Annotated in this window: 17 protein-coding genes and 1 tRNA gene; 9 read left to right on the forward strand and 9 right to left on the reverse strand. The window is 70.5% G+C overall.

All coding sequences use genetic code 11. The features are described from left to right. Nucleotides 1-47 precede the first annotated feature (47 nt). Both EPD65_RS06085 and EPD65_RS06090 read right to left on the reverse strand, forming a co-directional pair. Nucleotides 48-121: transfer RNA gene (locus tag EPD65_RS06085), tRNA-Pro, on the reverse strand. 74 nt (nucleotides 122-195) lie between these two features. Further along, nucleotides 196-1,119, reverse strand: a complete 924-nt coding sequence (locus EPD65_RS06090) for a metallophosphoesterase (RefSeq protein ID WP_131582271.1) — start codon at nucleotides 1,117-1,119, stop codon at nucleotides 196-198. 27 nt (nucleotides 1,120-1,146) lie between these two features. Between EPD65_RS06090 and EPD65_RS06095 the strand changes: the two genes are divergently transcribed. After that, nucleotides 1,147-1,605, forward strand: a complete 459-nt coding sequence (locus tag EPD65_RS06095; protein ID WP_131582272.1) for a GatB/YqeY domain-containing protein — start codon at nucleotides 1,147-1,149, stop codon at nucleotides 1,603-1,605. A gap of 57 nt (nucleotides 1,606-1,662) precedes the next feature. Here the strand turns inward: EPD65_RS06095 and EPD65_RS06100 are convergent, their stop codons facing one another. Continuing rightward, nucleotides 1,663-4,053, reverse strand: coding sequence for a penicillin-binding protein (locus tag EPD65_RS06100; protein ID WP_131582273.1), 2,391 nt, complete (start codon nucleotides 4,051-4,053; stop codon nucleotides 1,663-1,665). A 173-nt stretch (nucleotides 4,054-4,226) separates the two neighbouring features. Here EPD65_RS06100 and EPD65_RS06105 point away from each other — a divergent pair, with 173 nt between their 5' ends. Beyond that, entirely contained in the window at nucleotides 4,227-4,508 is a 282-nt protein-coding gene (locus EPD65_RS06105; RefSeq protein ID WP_131582274.1) for a WhiB family transcriptional regulator, read from the forward strand. A 9-nt stretch (nucleotides 4,509-4,517) separates the two neighbouring features. Here the strand turns inward: EPD65_RS06105 and bagB are convergent, their stop codons facing one another. Then, nucleotides 4,518-5,684, reverse strand: coding sequence for an ArsA family ATPase (gene bagB, locus EPD65_RS06110; protein WP_243640481.1), 1,167 nt, complete (start codon nucleotides 5,682-5,684; stop codon nucleotides 4,518-4,520). A gap of 85 nt (nucleotides 5,685-5,769) precedes the next feature. Continuing rightward, nucleotides 5,770-6,855 carry an ATPase BagA gene (bagA, locus tag EPD65_RS06115; protein ID WP_481354323.1) on the reverse strand — a complete coding sequence of 362 codons (1,086 nt, stop codon included), beginning with the start codon at nucleotides 6,853-6,855 and terminating at the stop codon, nucleotides 5,770-5,772. A 9-nt stretch (nucleotides 6,856-6,864) separates the two neighbouring features. On the opposite strand from bagA, the gene EPD65_RS06120 reads away from it, so the two are divergent. The 7 genes from EPD65_RS06120 (at nucleotide 6,865) to EPD65_RS06150 (ending at nucleotide 11,443) form a co-directional block, all read left to right on the forward strand. Then, complete coding sequence (locus tag EPD65_RS06120; protein ID WP_131582276.1) at nucleotides 6,865-7,323, forward strand: carboxymuconolactone decarboxylase family protein; 459 nt, start codon at nucleotides 6,865-6,867, stop codon at nucleotides 7,321-7,323. A gap of 34 nt (nucleotides 7,324-7,357) precedes the next feature. Continuing rightward, nucleotides 7,358-7,513, forward strand: a complete 156-nt coding sequence (gene sp36 / locus EPD65_RS06125; protein WP_131582277.1) for a Sp36 family protein — start codon at nucleotides 7,358-7,360, stop codon at nucleotides 7,511-7,513. Further along, complete coding sequence (locus EPD65_RS06130; protein ID WP_131582278.1) at nucleotides 7,513-7,974, forward strand: RidA family protein; 462 nt, start codon at nucleotides 7,513-7,515, stop codon at nucleotides 7,972-7,974. The genes sp36 and EPD65_RS06130 overlap by 1 nt, the downstream gene beginning before the upstream one ends. Before the next feature lie 8 nt (nucleotides 7,975-7,982). Next, nucleotides 7,983-8,861 (forward strand): NUDIX hydrolase, encoded by an 879-nt coding sequence (locus EPD65_RS06135; RefSeq protein WP_131582279.1) that lies wholly within the window; start codon nucleotides 7,983-7,985, stop codon nucleotides 8,859-8,861. Further along, nucleotides 8,858-9,697 carry an MBL fold metallo-hydrolase gene (locus EPD65_RS06140; protein ID WP_131582280.1) on the forward strand — a complete coding sequence of 280 codons (840 nt, stop codon included), beginning with the start codon at nucleotides 8,858-8,860 and terminating at the stop codon, nucleotides 9,695-9,697. The genes EPD65_RS06135 and EPD65_RS06140 overlap by 4 nt, the downstream gene beginning before the upstream one ends. Nucleotides 9,698-9,794: 97 nt before the next feature. After that, nucleotides 9,795-11,003 carry a Na+/H+ antiporter NhaA gene (gene nhaA / locus EPD65_RS06145; protein WP_131582281.1) on the forward strand — a complete coding sequence of 403 codons (1,209 nt, stop codon included), beginning with the start codon at nucleotides 9,795-9,797 and terminating at the stop codon, nucleotides 11,001-11,003. A 44-nt stretch (nucleotides 11,004-11,047) separates the two neighbouring features. Further along, nucleotides 11,048-11,443 carry a phage holin family protein gene (locus tag EPD65_RS06150; RefSeq protein ID WP_131582282.1) on the forward strand — a complete coding sequence of 132 codons (396 nt, stop codon included), beginning with the start codon at nucleotides 11,048-11,050 and terminating at the stop codon, nucleotides 11,441-11,443. A gap of 131 nt (nucleotides 11,444-11,574) precedes the next feature. Here the strand turns inward: EPD65_RS06150 and EPD65_RS06155 are convergent, their stop codons facing one another. From EPD65_RS06155 to nth, 4 genes are read right to left on the reverse strand one after another with little or no spacing between them, the layout of a single operon-like run. After that, nucleotides 11,575-12,750, reverse strand: a complete 1,176-nt coding sequence (locus EPD65_RS06155; protein WP_131582283.1) for a MarP family serine protease — start codon at nucleotides 12,748-12,750, stop codon at nucleotides 11,575-11,577. Beyond that, entirely contained in the window at nucleotides 12,747-13,466 is a 720-nt protein-coding gene (locus tag EPD65_RS06160) for an NUDIX hydrolase (RefSeq protein WP_165872905.1), read from the reverse strand. Before EPD65_RS06160 ends, EPD65_RS06155 begins: the two co-directional genes overlap by 4 nt. Continuing rightward, nucleotides 13,463-14,197 (reverse strand): TlpA family protein disulfide reductase, encoded by a 735-nt coding sequence (locus EPD65_RS06165; protein WP_131582284.1) that lies wholly within the window; start codon nucleotides 14,195-14,197, stop codon nucleotides 13,463-13,465. The genes EPD65_RS06160 and EPD65_RS06165 overlap by 4 nt, the downstream gene beginning before the upstream one ends. Continuing rightward, complete coding sequence (nth, locus tag EPD65_RS06170; protein WP_131582285.1) at nucleotides 14,194-14,919, reverse strand: endonuclease III; 726 nt, start codon at nucleotides 14,917-14,919, stop codon at nucleotides 14,194-14,196. The genes EPD65_RS06165 and nth overlap by 4 nt, the downstream gene beginning before the upstream one ends. Between the last annotated feature and the right edge of the window lie 42 nt (nucleotides 14,920-14,961).

Here is a 14,961-nt window from a genome sequence, read left to right on the forward strand (position 1 = left end):
AAATGCAGTGAGGGGCCGGACCCTTGCGGATCCGGCCCCTCGACCTGTCGGGCTGACAGGATTTGAACCTGCGGCCTCTTCGTCCCGAACGAAGCGCGCTACCAAACTGCGCCACAGCCCGATCGCGAACCACTTGGGCTCACGAGCAGTGGAGCATACCGGGTCCGGAGCCGTGCCCTGAAATCGGGTCTCGGGTCAGCGTGCGACGAGCGTCAGGAGGGTCGTCTCGGGGCGGCAGGCGACGCGGAACCGGACGTACGGATTGGTGCCCAGCCCGGCGGAGACGTGCAGCCAGGAGGAGCCCGGGTCACCGGGCAGGGAGTCGGCGGGGTGGCGGTGCAGGCCCTTGGCACGAGCGGGTTCGAGGTCGCAGTTGGTCGTGAGCGCGCCATGCCAGGGCAGGCAGACCTGCCCGCCGTGCGTGTGGCCGGCGATGATCGCGTCATAGCCCTGGTCCGCGAAGCGATCCAGCGCCCGGAGGTACGGCGCGTGGACGACGCCGAGTCGCAGGTCGGCGTCGAGGGGTGCAGCGCCTACGGAGTCGAGCTCGTCGCGGGTGATGTGCGGGTCGTCGAGCCCGGCGAACGCGATCTCCTCGCCGTTGACCCGCAGGCGTCCGCCGCGGTTGGAGAGGTCGAGCCAGCCCGCGTCGGTGAAGCCCTCCACGAGCTCGCCCCACGGCAGCTGCGCGCGGTCGATGTGGCGGACGCCGTCGTCGGGCAGGAGGTACTTGAGCGGGTTGCGCATGCCGGGGTCGAAGTAGTCGTTGGAGCCGAGCACGAAGACACCGGGACGCTCCATCAGCGGCGCGAAGGCGTCGAGGGCGAACGGCACCGCCCGCATGTGCGAGAGGTTGTCGCCGGTGTTGATCACGAGGTCGGGATCGAGCGCGGCCAGCGAGCGGACGAAGTCACGCTTCCTGGTCTGCCCCGGCGTCAGGTGCATGTCGCTGACGTGGAGGACCCGCAGTGGAGCGTGATCTGGCGGGAGGACCGGGACTGTCACGCGCCGCACGGTGTAGGCCCGCGCTTCGCACGCTGCGTACGTCGCCAGGGCGGCGCCGGCGACCGTGCCTGCGGCCAGGACGCCGCCGGCGAGCCGGAAACCGCTGGGGGACATACGTCGAAGGCTGCCACAATGGCCCGCATGAGTGCTCTGAAGGACCAGCTCCGCGCCGACCTGACCACCGCGATGAAGGCGCGTGACAAGGAGACGTCCGGCACGCTCCGCATGATCATGACGTCCATCGGCGCTGCCGAGGTCGCCGGCAAGGACCGGGTCGAGCTCTCCGACGAGCAGGTCCTCGCGGTGCTGACGACCGAGGCCAAGAAGCGGCGCGAGGCCGCAGCGGCGTTCAACGAGGGTGGCCGCACCGAGATGGCCGAGAAGGAGCGCGCCGAGCTCGCCGTCATCGTGACCTACCTGCCCGAGCAGCTCACCGCCGAGCAGATCTCCGACATCGTCGCGAAGGCGATCGAGCAGACCGGTGCTGCCGCCGAGGGGCCGCGCGCGATGGGCAAGGTCATGGGCATCGTCCAGCCGCAGGTCAAGGGCCGCGCCGACGGCGGTGCCGTCGCCGCTGAGGTGAAGAAGCAGCTCGGCTGACGCGACCAACGAGACGACGAAGGGGCGCGGACCGCATGGTCCGCGCCCCTTCGTGCGTCACTGGCCGGGCTTGGGCTTGCCGCCGCCGGTGGGCTTGGTGGTCGGCGTGCCGCCGGCCTTCTTGGGCGGGCGGGTGTGCGTCGGCTTCGGCTTCACGTACGGCGTGCCATCGCTGATGTAGATCGTGATCAGGTCGCCGCTGCCGGTCGTGTTGCCGCTACCCGGGCTCGTGTACGCCACGGTGCCCTGCGGATAGCTCGAGTCGACCTGGCCTCCGGCGATGGAGACGTTGAAGCCCGCATCCTCGAGGGTCTTCTGCGCCTGGTCGGGGCTCATGCCGTAGACCGACGGGATCGGGATGAGCAGTCCCTTGATATCCGTGCTGGACGGGACCTGGAAGGTGAGATCGGGCAGCCACTGCTCGATGACACTCATCGCCGCGGTCCAGATCGGTCCGGTGGTGCTCGCACCCGAGCCGTTGCCGATGTAACGACCGCCGATGCTGTGGCCGTTGAGGCTTTGCGGGTGGCCCGCGTCGTTGACGCCCGCGATCATCGACGACATCGCCAGGTTCGGGGTGTAGCCGGTGAACCAGGTGGCCATGGATTCGTTCGTCGTGCCGGTCTTGCCAGCGGTCGGCTGGCCCACGTAGAGGCCGTTGGCCGTGCCGCCGGGCTTGAGGACGCCTTCCAGCACGTTGTTGACGGCGTCGGCGACAGCACTCGGCAGGACCTGCGAGCACTCCTTGGGGTACGTCTTCACGATGTTGTTGTTGGAGTCGCGGAGTGACGTGACGGGACGGGACTTGCAGTGCACGCCACGCGCGGCGAACGTTGCGTACGCCTCCGCGACCTGGAGCGGTGACGCCAGCGGCGCACCGAGGACGAAGCTCGGCTGGCGGTCGCGCACGGGAACACTCAGGCCGAGCTCATTGGCGAGCTTCCAGGGCTCGCAGACGCCCGTCTTCATCTCGAGCTGGATGTAGAAGGTGTTCACCGATGCTGCCGTGCCCGAGTAGACGTTGTACCGGCCTGGGTGCTCTCCCGTTGCGTTGCCCCACGTGTGCGTGCCGGTGAAGTTGCCGCGGTTGGGGCAGTTCGCGAAGTCAGCCAGGTTGGTCGTCAGGTTCTGCGGTGCGTTGAACGCCGTCGTCAGCGGGATGCCCTGACGGATGGCCGCCGCGAGAACGAATGCCTTGAACGTCGATCCGGGCTGGAAGCCGAGCGATCCACCCAGGTCCTTGGGCACCGAGTAGTTGATCATCGACTCGCCGCGTCCGGAGTCGAGACCCATCGGGCGCGACTGCGCCATCGCCCGCACGTCGCCGCTGCCAGGCACGACCAGAGCCGTCGCGCCGACGGCGTTGTCCGTCGGGTAGACGTAGCGCTGGACCGCCTCGTCGGCGGCGTCCTGGAAACGCGGGTCGAGGGTGGTCTTGATGGTGAGGCCGCCCGACTGCAGGAGAGCCTTGCGCTCCTCCGTCGTCGCGCCGAGGGCCGGGTCCTTCAGCAGGTAGTTGACGACGTAGTCGCAGAAGAACGGTGCCCGGCTGAACATGCAGCCGTTGCGGTTGGCCGTGATGTCGAGCCCGAGCGACTTCTTCGCCTCCGCCTTCGCCGTGCCGAGCGGGATGGCGTGCAGCTGGGCCATCCGCTCGAGCACGATGTTGCGACGGTCGAACGCCTTGTTCGGGTTCTTCGTCGGGTCGTAGCCGACCGGGTTCTTCACGAGACCGGCGAGCATCGCCGCCTGGCCGAGCGTCAGGCGCTTGGCGTCGGTGGAGAAGTAGTGGCGGGCCGCTGCCTGGATGCCGTAGACGCCGTCGCCGAAGTAGGCGAGGTTCAGGTAGCGCTCGAGGATCCAGTCCTTGCTGTGCTCCTCCTCGAAGGCGATCGCGTAGCGCAGCTCCTTGATCTTGCGGGCGACGCTCTGCTCGACGGCCGCCTTCTGCTCGGCCTTCGTCTTCGCCTGGGAGAGCAGGGTCAGCTTCACCATCTGCTGCGTGATCGATGAGCCGCCCTGGACGGTGCCGCCGGCGGCTGAGTTGGTGACGAGGGCGCGCAGCGTGCCCTTCAGGTCGATCGCTCCGTGCTGATAGAAGCGGTAGTCCTCGATCGAGATGATCGCCTCACGCATCACCGGCGCGACCTGGGTCAGCGGCACGTTGACACGGTTCTCGTCGTACAGGGTGGCGATGGGGGTGCCGTCCTTGGCGACGATCCGCGACGCCTGGGCAAGCGGCTTGGTCTCCAGGGACTCGGGCAGGCTGCTCATCGAGTCGGAGATGTCGCGCGCGGCGAAGCCGAGCACGCCGGCAAAGGGGATCGCGAGACCGGCGACGACGATGCCGAGGACGACCGAGACGAGCGCCATGACCCCGAGGTGCGCGAGCACCTGGTTGGGCGGAATGCGGTCATCATCCAGGGGGTGCTCAGTGGTGCCGGGCATGGCGTCAGCGTACGGGAGGCCGCTGCGAGCGCCCGGTGGACTAGTCCGAACTGACTACTCCGGTCTAGCCGTCTCGTGTCTGGTTAGGCCAACTGTCCAGATCTACGTTGCTTGTGGGGAAAGGCGCAGGGGCTCATCAGGGGGACCCCGGCTTCTCGGAACGGGGTCAGGTCATGTGGGTTGAGGACTGGTCGATGCAGGCAGGGTGTCGTGACACCCAGCCGGACACGCTCTTCGTGAAGGGCGCCGAGCAGAACAAGGCCAAGCAGGTCTGCGCCAGCTGCCTCGTCCGTTCGGAGTGCCTGGCCGAGGCCCTCGAGAACCGCATCGAGTGGGGCGTCTGGGGTGGCATGACCGAGCGTGAGCGCCGTGCGCTGCTCCGCAACAACCCCGGTGCTTCCTGGGGCGAGGTGCTCCGCGCCGCCAAGGCCGCCGACATCCGCGTCACCGTCTGACGCAAGCCCTCACTGGTCAGCGAGCAGTTGACCCACGCGACGGAGGCCGTCCAGGTCGTGCACGTCGCTCGCGAGCGCCGGGACGACGGCGGTCGCCACGCCCGGGTGTGCCGACGCGAAGCGTGAACGCAGCACTCGCTCGCGCTCGACGATCCGGACCCGGTCCGCGTGGAGGCGGAGCAGCCCGGCGGTGAGCTCGGAGACGTCGCCCGGCTGACCCGCGCGGAGCTTTTCGGCGGCGGCCATCGCGGCGTCCGCAGAGAGGTCGCCGGTCGGCATCGGGCTGGCCCGGTTGACGACGAGGCCGGCGAGCGGCATCCGGTCGCCGGTCAGCCGCTCGACGAAGTACGCCGCCTCGCGCAGCGCGTCCGGCTCCGGCGCCGCCACGACGAGGAACGCCGTCCCGCGGTGCTGCAGCAGGGCGTAGGTCTGCTGTGCGCGCTGGCGGAAGCCGCCGAAGAGCGTGTCGAAGGCGGTGACGAACATCTTCAGGTCGGTGAGGACCTGCGCGCCGATGATCTTGGTCAACGCATTGACGACGAGGGAGAAGCCGGCGCCCATCACCCGCGCAGGACCCTTCGCCGGAGCGAGGAGGAGCCGGATGAAGCGACCGTCGAGGAAGCTCGAGAGGCGCTCCGGGGCGTCGAGGAAGTCCAGCGCGTTCCGGGACGGCGGCGTGTCGACGACGATCAGGTCCCAGGTGCCCTGCTCCTGCGAGTCGCGGTGCAGCTGGCCGAGCTTCTCCATCGCCATGTACTCCTGCGTGCCCGCGAAGGAGCTCGACAGCGCGATGTAGAAGGGGTTCTCCAGGATCGCCTTCGCCTTCTCGGGCCCGGCCTGGGCGAGCACCACCTCGTCGAAGGTGCTCTTCATGTCGAGCATCATCGCGTCGAGCGAGCCGCTGCCGTCCACGCCGGGAACCGGACGCGGGGTGTTGTCCAGCTGCTCGATGCCCATCGACTGCGCGAGCCGGCGGGCGGGGTCGATGGTCAGCACGACGACCTTGCGCCCGAGCTCCGCTGCGCGCAGCGCGAGCGCGGCGGACGTCGTCGTCTTGCCGACGCCGCCGGACCCGCAGCACACGAGGATGTGGGTGGTCGGGTCGGTGATCAGCGCATCGATGTCCAGCGCGGCGGCGGTCGCCGGCGTACCGGGGGCGGTGGCGAGGGGGCCCATGCGGGCGGTGTCACGTGTCATCGGGGTCCCCGATCGATTGTCTGCGGGGGAGCGCAGCGGCGGAGCAGAGAATCGGGTGGGGTGATCATGCGAGTCCCTGCTCACGGAGGCTTCCGGCGAGTTCGTAGAGCGCGCCGAGGTCGAGCCCGCCTGCGATCCTGCCCAGCTCGTAGACCTTCGTGCCCATCTCGTTGACGAGGGCCCGCTGACTGTCCTCGAGCGCGCGGCGTTCGGCGTGGTCGCGGGCCTCGGCAAGCAGACCGCTGACGAGGCCTGCGCCGGGCGTGACGCCTGCGGAGGCGAGCTCCGTGGCGATGGCGGCATGGTCGACGGTGTCGTCGGTGATCGCCGTGAGGTCCTCGGCGTCGAGGTCGCGCGGCCGGACCAGGTTGACGATGACGCCACCCACCGGCAGGTCGGCGGCGTGCAGCTCGGCGATGCCGTCCGCGGTCTCCTGAACCGGCATCTCCTCCAGGACGGTGACCAGGTGCACGGCCGTCTGGGGCGAGCGGAAGAGCGTCATGACGGTGTCTGCCTGGGCCTTCACCGGGCCGACCTTGGCCAGGCCGGCAAGCTCACCGTTGACGTTGAGGAACTGCGTGATCCGGCCCGTCGGGGGAGCATCGAGCACGATCGCGTCGTAACCCAGGCGATCCTTCGACGAGGTGCCCTTGCGGCGCTGGGTCTTGGCGGCCTCGAAGACCTTGCCGGTCAGCAGCACGTCGCGTACGCCGGGGGCGATCGTCGTCGCGAACTCGATGACGCCGAAGCGGTCGAGCGCCTTCCCGGCGCGACCGAGCTTGTAGTACATCGAGAGGTATTCCAGGAACGCCGACTCCGCATCGATGTGCAGCGCGTGCACCTCGCCCGGCTGGCCGCCGTCCGGGCTGGGGAGGCCTGCGGCGATCCGGCGCTCCTCGTAGGGGAGCGGCGGCACGTCGAAGAGCTGGGCGATGCCCTGGCGGCCCTCGACCTCGCAGAGCAGGACCCGCTTGCCGGTGCTGGCCAATGCCAGCGCAAGGGCAGCGGCGACGGTCGACTTGCCCGTGCCGCCCTTGCCGGTCACGACGTGCAGTCGCACCCTGGGCCAGTCGGTCTTGCTCACGCGCTCGAGGTTAGCGGTCCGGGCGGACGCCGTGTCCATGGTTCGGAGCAACGTGGTGGGCGTCATGATGTCTCCGTGGACGCGCACTACCTCGACAAGGCCAACCCCGACGTGTACGCCGCCCTCCGGGCCACCGCGGACACCATCGCCGTCGCGGCACGTGAGGCAGGGTTGCCGAAGCTGCTGACCGAGCTGGTCAGCGTGCGGGTGTCCCAGATCAACGGGTGTGCGTACTGCCTCCACCTGCACACGAAGAAGCTGATGGCCGCGGGTGAGTCGGTGCAGCGCCTCGGCGTACTGACGGCCTGGCGGGAGACCGAGCTCTTCGACGAGACCGAGCGTGCGGCGCTGGAGATGGCGGAGGCGATCACGACGCTGCCGGCCCCCGAGGAGCGGATTGCGATCGAGTACCGGGTGCGTGAGGTGCTGAGCGACGCCGAGTTCGCGGCAATCTCGTGGGTCGCGATCTCGATGAACGCGATGAACCGCCTCTCGATCACCAGTCGTCACCCGGTGCGTCCGCCCCGCGCCTGACGCCGTGTCGGTCAGCCCCGATAGTGTCGGCGTCATGACCAAGTGGGAATACCAGGTGGCGCCCGTCCTCAACCACGTCGCGGGCCAGATCCTCAACAACTTCGGCCAGGACGGCTGGGAGCTCGTGACCATCACGGACAACGGCTCCGGCAACCTCGTCGGCTACTTCAAGCGCCCGATCGAGGCCTGATGTCCTCCGTCGAGGAGCGTCTGGCGGAGCTCGGGCTGACCGTCCCGGACGTCGTGCCGCCCGTTGCGGCGTACGTCCCGGCGGTGCGCTCCGGCAACCAGGTCTTCACGGCTGGCCAGCTCCCGATGCGCGACGGTGCGCTGATCGCCACGGGCAAGGTCGGCGACACCGTCCCGCCCGAGGTCGCGGCCGAGTGCGCCCGCCAGTGCGCTCTCAACGCGATCGCCGCGGTCAAGTCGGTCGTCGGCCTCGAGAAGGTCGTGCGGGTGGTCAAGGTCGTCGTCTTCGTCGCCTCGACCCCGGACTTCACCGGCCAGCCGGTCGTCGCCAACGGTGCCTCCGAGCTGCTCGCCGCCGCCTTCGGCGACGCGGGCATCCACGCACGGTCGGCCGTCGGCGTACCCGTGCTGCCGCTGGATGCACCGGTCGAGGTCGAGATCCTCGTCGAGATCGCGGACTGACCAGGCCGATGGAGCGCGTCCGGCCGCTCGCCTCCGACCAGGAGGCGCTCGCCCGCGCCCTTGCTGACGGCGACGGCACCGCCGTCGAGCCGCGGCCAGCCGCGACGGTGGTCGTCGTGCGCGACGGCGACGGCACGGCCGGCGGCGTCGAGACGTGGCTGCTGCACCGGCACCAGGGCATGGAGTTCGCCGCCGGGATGTACGTCTTCCCCGGCGGTGGCGTCGACCCTCGCGATGCGGAGCTCGCTCCCGAGCTGTGGGCAGGCCCGTCAGCGGCGGACTGGGCCGAGCGCCTCGACTGTCCGCCCGAGCAGGCCCGCGAGCTGGTCTGCGCCGCGGTGCGCGAGACCTTCGAGGAGACCGGGGTCCTGCTGGCCGGCACCCCGGATGCCGTCGTCACCGACACGACCAGTGCGGACTGGGAAGCCGACCGCGCAGCGCTCGAGTCGCACGCCCTCTCCCTGGCCGAGCTGCTCACGCGGCGCGGCCTCGTGCTGCGCACCGACCTGCTCGCCGGCATGTCGTGCTGGGTCACGCCGCCGATGCGTCCGCGGCGCTACCGGACCTGGTTCTTCGTCGCCCGGCTCCCCGAGGGTCAGGTCGCGCGGGACGTCTCCACCGAGTCCGACCACGTCGGCTGGCACTCGATGCGTGCCGCTCTCGGCGAGGTGGTCGCGGGGCGGATGACGATGCTCCCGCCGACGTACGCCACCCTCGCCGAGCTGTACGACGCGACGACGCCCGAGTCCGCGGTGAAGCTGGCCCGCGAGGTGCCCTGGCAGGTGGTCGAGCCGTACTTCGACGCCGACGCCGGTGGTCTCGTCGTGCCGGAGCACCTCAACGAGCTCGCCGAGCGGGTGGTCGCCCGGCTCCAGGCGGACACATGAACGCCGGCTGGGGCGGCGGCTCCTTCGGCACGCTCGGTGAGTGCGTGCTGGCGCCCAACGCCAACATGATGACCCTCGACGGCACCAACACGTGGGTGCTGCGCTCGCCGGGATCCGAGCAGTCGGTGGTGATCGACCCGGGGCCGTTGGATGCGGGTCACCTCGGCGCCGTCGCCGCGGTCGCAGGTGATGTGCGGGCCGTCCTGCTCACCCACCACCACGCCGACCACTCCGAGGCGGCTCGGGCCTTCGCGGAGCGCGTCGGGTGCGGCGTACGCGCGCTCGATCCGGCGTACCGGCTGGGGTCCGAGGGTCTGGCAGACGGCGATGTCGTCTCGGTCGGTGACCTCGAGATCAGGGTGGTCGGCACGCCGGGACACACCGCGGACTCGTTGAGCTTCTGGCTGCCGGAGGACGGCGCGGTGCTGACCGGCGACACCGTGCTGGGCCGTGGCACCACCGTCGTCGCCCACCCCGACGGCCAGCTCGGCGCCTACCTGGACTCACTCGACCGCCTGCACGCCCTGGCTGCTTCGCGCGAGCTGACGACCATCTGGCCGGGCCATGGTCCGGTCATCGACGACGCCCTGGGGGCGCTCGACTTCTACATCGCGCACCGCCGCGACCGGCTCGGCCAGGTCGAGCAGGCGCTGCTGACGCTCTCCGGTGAGTCGACGCTGACTGCTGCGCTGCGGCACCTCGATCTCGACCCGGGCTCCGGCGCGATGCTCACGCCGCAGCGCGTCGTCGAGCACGTCTACCGCGACGTCGACCCCGTGCTGTGGGGTGCTGCGGAGCTGAGCGTTCGCGCCCAGCTGGCCTACCTCGCCCGCTGAACCCGCGGCGGGTAGGGTCGGCCACGGAGTGCCGGGAAGTCTGGTCGGCCCGCCCGGCGTCGGGCGGCGTCATCCCACCGACCCCGAGGAGCCGCCGATGCCCCGACTGCCCCGCGTGTCCCGCCTTCGTTACCTGCCCGATCTGAGCTCCCGCGAGGGCCGTTCGGTCAGCGACTTCCTGCGTCAGGAGACCGTCGGCGGCGCGCTCGCGCTGCTCGCGGCCGTCGTGGCGGTGATCTGGGCGAACACCGCCTGGTCCTCGTCGTACGCCGACCTCCGGCACCTGCAGGTCGGCCCGCTCGACGTCGAGCAGTGGGCTGCCGACGGCGCCCTGACCCTGTTCTTCTTCGTGGCCGGGCTCGAGCTGAAGCGCGAGTTCGTCGTCGGATCGCTGGCACGCATGTCGGACGCGATCGTCCCGGTCGTCGCGGCCGCCTGCGGTGTCGCGCTGCCCGCGCTGATCTACACGGCCGTCAACCTCGCGAGTCCCGAGGGCCACCCGGGTGGATGGGCGATCCCGAGCGCCACCGACATCGCCTTCGCGCTGGCCGTGCTCGCCGTCGTCGGCTCGGGCCTGCCGCCGCAGCTGCGAGCGTTCCTGCTGACGCTCGCGGTGGTCGACGACCTGATCGTCATCGCGATCATCGCGCTCTTCTACAGCTCGTCGTTGCACCTCGCACCGCTCGCGCTGGCGGCCGCAGGCCTCACTGCCTGGTGGCTGCTCCAGCGGCTCCGGGTCGACCTCTGGCCGCTCCAGGTCGCGATCGCCCTCGGCACCTGGTGGGCGGTCCACGAGAGTGGCATCCACGCCACCATTGCCGGTGTCGCGCTCGGCCTCCTCACCCGCGTACGCCGCGACGAGGGCGAGGAGCACAGTCCCGCCGAGCGGCTCGAGCACCGGCTGCACCCGCTGTCGGCGGGCGTCGCGGTGCCGTTCTTCGCCCTGCTGTCGGCCGGCGTGGTGATCTCCGGCGGTGCCGACCTGGCCCGCGACCCGGTCGTGATCGGCGTCGTCCTCGGCCTGGTCGTCGGCAAGCCGCTCGGTGTCTTCGGCGGGTCGTGGCTGCTCTGCCGCCTTACCCGTGCGGAGATCGACGACGACGTCCGCTGGCGGGACGTGCTCGGCATCGCGGTGCTCGCCGGGGTGGGGTTCACGGTGTCCCTGCTGGTCTCCGACCTGTCGTTCGAGGGGCCCGAGCGTGAGGCTGCCAAGACGGCCGTGCTCGTGGCGTCGACGGTCGCGGCGCTGCTCGCCGCCGTACTGCTCGGGCGGAGGAGCCGCGCCCACCGGGCAACGGGTGTGTAGAGTCGCGAACCGACCCGCCCGACCGCACAGGAGACCTTGATCCCGTGGCTGAGAACCTCCAGGACGAGCCGACGATCGGCAAGCTCGTCGTCGACGCCCAGCGCGACATCTCGAAGCTGATCTCTGCCGAGATCCAGCTCGCGAAGGCCGAGCTCGCCGTCAGCGTCAAGGCCGGCGGCTTCGGCGTCGTCTTCTTCGCTGTGGCTGCCTTCATGGGGCTGATGGCGCTGATCATCTTCTCGGTGACCGCGGCGTACCTCATCAACTGGGACGGCAACGGCCTCTCGCTGAAGTGGTCGTTCCTCATCGTCACCGGCTTCTACCTGCTGGTCGCCGGCATCCTCGCCTTCCTCGGCATCCGCAGCGTCAAGAAGGTCAGTGGCCCGAAGCGCGCGATCGCGCAGGCCAAGCAGAACAAGAAGGCCTTCAAGAAGGCCTGACCCCGTCGTACGCCGCGAGCGCCCAAACTGTCAGTCTGACAGTTTGGGCGCTCGTGACATTTCCGAAGTGTCAGCGGGCGCGAAAGTGTCAGCCTGACAGTTTGGCAAGCACCCGCCAGCCGGCCGCCCGATCAGCTCGCGCAGCCGCCGGTGCTGACGGGGGTGGTGGCCGCGATGCCGCGGTCACGCGCCTCGGCGACTGCGCCCGGCGTCAGGGCGTAGCCGGTGTCGCGGTCGGAGACCGACGCGGCGAAGATGACGCCGACGACGTTGCCGGCGGTGTCGACGAGCGGGCCGCCGGAGTTGCCGGGACGGATCAGGCCACGCAGCGAGTAGACCTCGCGCAGCACCGATCCGTGCCCGTAGATGTCGGGGGAGCGCAGGCGCTGCTCGGCACGGACGCGCGCGGACTGCACGTTGTACGGGCCGTCGAGCGGGTAGCCCAGGATCGCGACCTTGTCGTTGGGCTTCACGCCGGCCTCGAAGTGCAGCGGCTGGATGCCGAGGTCGGGCACCGCGAGCACGGCGACGTCGACCTGCGGGTTGTAGTAGACGACCTGCGCGTCGACGGTGCGGTCACCGACGAGCACCTTCGGGTCGCTCACGCCCGCGACGACGTGGGCGTTGGTCATCAGCCGGTCCTCGCGGATCACGAACGCCGACCCCTCGACGCCGCGGCCACAGGAGTTGTTGCCGTGGACCTTGAGGACGGAGGCGCCGGCACGCTGCACGTCGGGGTCGCGGACGACCTGCGGGGACGGCGGGTCGACCGCCACGATCCGCTCGGGCGCGAACGGCTCGAGGTAGCGCGGGAAGAAGGTCGTGCCCACGACGTCGTTGAACGCCTGCAGTCCCTGGAAAGCCTGGTCCGGGAGCGCGCGGTCGACAGCAGCCAGCACCTTCGAGTCGCGTACGACGGGGGTCACCGGGCCGAGGCTGGAGCCGGAGATCGCGACACCGAGCGCCCAGGCGACCAGCAGGACAGCCGCCATCGAGAGGGCGGCACCGCCGACGGCGTCGAGCGCTCGCACCGGCTGCCAGTGGATCTTCGCGCGCACGCGGGCCCCGGCGTACTGCAGGAGGGCCTGGCCGATCGTGGCGCAGAGGATGACGATGAAGAGCGCGCCGAGCGAGACCCACAGGCCGGGCGACACGTCACCGAGCAGGTGCGGCGCTACCCAGATGCCGAGGAAGCCGCCCGCGAGCAGGCCCACCGTCGCGAACGCGCCGGTGATGAACCCCTGCCAGTAGCCGGACAGCGCGTACGCCGCCAGCAGGATCAGCAGGAGCCAGTCGAGGAAGTTCATCGGGGGCCTTCGGGGAACTCGGAATTCGGCACCGGATAGGCCGGAATCGGCCTGTCTTCGTTACCGCGTCCGACGATCATCCACTCCTCGACCGGCTGTTCGCGTCCTTCATCCCATGGGCGTGTCCAGCCGACGTGGTCGAACAGGCGCGACACCAGGCCTGCCGTGAAGCCCCAGAGAACGCCGCCGTCAGGCAGCAGGAAGCCCGGGCCGCGGAAGCCCAGCGGGTGCACCATCGTCACGCGGATCGCCGGATCGAGGAGTACGTCGATCGGCACCCGCAGCACGGCGTGCACCTCGTCGGGGGAGACGATCCGCACCGGCGACTCCTCGCGCCACCAGCCGAGGACGGTCGTGACGGCGAAGTTGCTCGGCGGCAGCCAGATCTCGGGCAGGGCGCCGAAGACGTCGACGCCCGACGGGTCGAGTCCGCACTCCTCCTCGGCCTCCCGTAGGGCCGCGGCAACCGGGCCGTCGTCCTCCGGGTCGAGGCTGCCGCCCGGGAAGGAGATCTGCCCGGGGTGCGACCGCATGGTGTGGGAGCGCTCGGTGAAGAGCAGGTCGGGACCCTGCGGCCCCTCGCCGAAGAGCATGAGGACGGCGGCCTCGCGCGGCGACGGGCCACCGTCGGGCGGGCTGAACCGCGTCAGGTCGCTCGCCTTGACGGTGTCGAGCGAGTCGACGATGTCCTCGAGCCAGGCGGGGAGGCTGTTCACGGGCTGTCCTCCGAGGTGCCGGCGGGGTCGGTCGTCGGGCTCTGCGTCGTCGGGCTTGGGGACATCGGCTTGAGGGCAGCGGCGCCGAGGTGCTCGGCGGCGAGCTGCCGCAGCTCGTCGATGGACTCGATCTCCAGGGCGCGCACGCGTCCGGTCTCGTTGCCGTCCTCGTCGTGCCACACGCTGAGCACGCCGTCGGCGTCGAGGAACGCCAGCGTCGGCAGCAGGCTCACCGGGAGGCCGCCCTTCTGGCGCACGGCGGTCTCGGTGTCGGCGAGCAGCGGGAAGTGGACGCCGCTCTTGCGGGCCAGGTCGAGGGCGGCAGCCGGGTTGACGTCGTTGTAGTCGATGCCGACGACGGCGACGCGGCCGGCGTACTCCTGGGCGAAGCGCTCGAAGATCGGCAGCTCGCGTCGGCACGGCCCGCACCAGCTCGCCCAGAACGTGATGACCATCGGGCCGCGGAGCTTCGCGAGGTCGACGGACGGACCGCCGCCGAGGCACGGGAGCGTGATGGCGGGCAGGCCGTGGCGCTGGACCTCCCCGGAGGCAGTCGGCTCGGTGCAGGTCGGGATGTGTGCCTGGGCCTTCGCCGCGCGGAGGGCGGGGGTGTCGACGTCGACGTGGAGCGTCGGCGCCGTGAGGGACGACGGGCCGCACGCGGTCATGCCGAGCGTCGTGAGTCCGGCGAACGCTGCGGCAACCCTGAACTTCGACTCACGACGTGTCATGCGCGTCCCTCCGTGCGGACCAGCTTCGCCGCCTCGGCGGGATCCGTCGGCCCTTCGCCGTACGCCGGGCACCAGCGCGCCACGGGGCACGCACCGCAGGCGGGCTTCCGGGCGTGGCAGATCCGGCGGCCGTGCCAGATGACGTGGTGGGAGAGCATCGTCCAGTCACGCTTGGGGAAGAGGTCGCCGATCGCGAACTCGACCTTCACCGGATCGGTCTCGTCGGTCCAGCCGAAGCGGCGGACCAGGCGCCCGAAATGCGTGTCGACGGTGATGCCCGGGACGTCGAACGCGTTGCCGAGCACCACGTTGGCGGTCTTGCGGCCCACACCGGGCAGGGTCACGAGGTCGTCGAGGCGGCCGGGGACCTGGCCGTCGTACCTCTCGACGAGCGCGGCGCTCAGCTTGAGCAGCGACTCGGTCTTGGCGCGGAAGAATCCGAGCGGACCGATGATCTCCTCGAGCTTCTCGCGCTCGGCCGCGGCCATCGCGGCCGGCGTCGGGTAGGCGCCGAAGAGCACCGGCCGGACCTTGTTGACGCGCTTGTCCGTGGTCTGAGCCGAGAGCACCGTGACCACGAGCAGCTGGAACGGATCGTCGAAGTTGAGCTCGCACTTCGCGTCGGGATAGGTGTCACCGAGGGTGCGATCGATCTTGCGGGCCCTGCGCACGAGCGCCGTGTCGGGACGCGAGTCCGGTCGGGCAGGAGAAGCAGGGGGCACGCCGACAGCCTACGGGTGCTGCCCTCGCGCGCGTGGCCCTCC

The sequence above is a fragment of the Nocardioides jejuensis genome (genome assembly GCF_004337475.1).
Classification (GTDB): domain Bacteria; phylum Actinomycetota; class Actinomycetes; order Propionibacteriales; family Nocardioidaceae; genus Nocardioides; species Nocardioides jejuensis.

What these genes read in the sequence shown, in the direction of transcription:
- sp36 (WP_131582277.1), top strand. Translation starts at nt 7,358, where the DNA reads ATGACCAAGTGGGAATACCAGGTGGCGCCCGTCCTCAACCACGTCGCG.
- bagA (WP_481354323.1), bottom strand. Translation starts at nt 6,855, where the DNA reads ATGACGCCCACCACGTTGCTCCGAACCATGGACACGGCGTCCGCCCGG.
- EPD65_RS06130 (WP_131582278.1), top strand. Translation starts at nt 7,513, where the DNA reads ATGTCCTCCGTCGAGGAGCGTCTGGCGGAGCTCGGGCTGACCGTCCCG.
- EPD65_RS06105 (WP_131582274.1), top strand. Translation starts at nt 4,227, where the DNA reads ATGTGGGTTGAGGACTGGTCGATGCAGGCAGGGTGTCGTGACACCCAG.
- EPD65_RS06100 (WP_131582273.1), bottom strand. Translation starts at nt 4,053, where the DNA reads ATGCCCGGCACCACTGAGCACCCCCTGGATGATGACCGCATTCCGCCC.
- EPD65_RS06090 (WP_131582271.1), bottom strand. Translation starts at nt 1,119, where the DNA reads ATGTCCCCCAGCGGTTTCCGGCTCGCCGGCGGCGTCCTGGCCGCAGGC.
- EPD65_RS06140 (WP_131582280.1), top strand. Translation starts at nt 8,858, where the DNA reads ATGAACGCCGGCTGGGGCGGCGGCTCCTTCGGCACGCTCGGTGAGTGC.
- nhaA (WP_131582281.1), top strand. Translation starts at nt 9,795, where the DNA reads ATGCCCCGACTGCCCCGCGTGTCCCGCCTTCGTTACCTGCCCGATCTG.
- EPD65_RS06135 (WP_131582279.1), top strand. Translation starts at nt 7,983, where the DNA reads ATGGAGCGCGTCCGGCCGCTCGCCTCCGACCAGGAGGCGCTCGCCCGC.
- bagB (WP_243640481.1), bottom strand. Translation starts at nt 5,684, where the DNA reads ATGGGCCCCCTCGCCACCGCCCCCGGTACGCCGGCGACCGCCGCCGCG.
- EPD65_RS06165 (WP_131582284.1), bottom strand. Translation starts at nt 14,197, where the DNA reads ATGACACGTCGTGAGTCGAAGTTCAGGGTTGCCGCAGCGTTCGCCGGA.
- EPD65_RS06095 (WP_131582272.1), top strand. Translation starts at nt 1,147, where the DNA reads ATGAGTGCTCTGAAGGACCAGCTCCGCGCCGACCTGACCACCGCGATG.
- EPD65_RS06155 (WP_131582283.1), bottom strand. Translation starts at nt 12,750, where the DNA reads ATGAACTTCCTCGACTGGCTCCTGCTGATCCTGCTGGCGGCGTACGCG.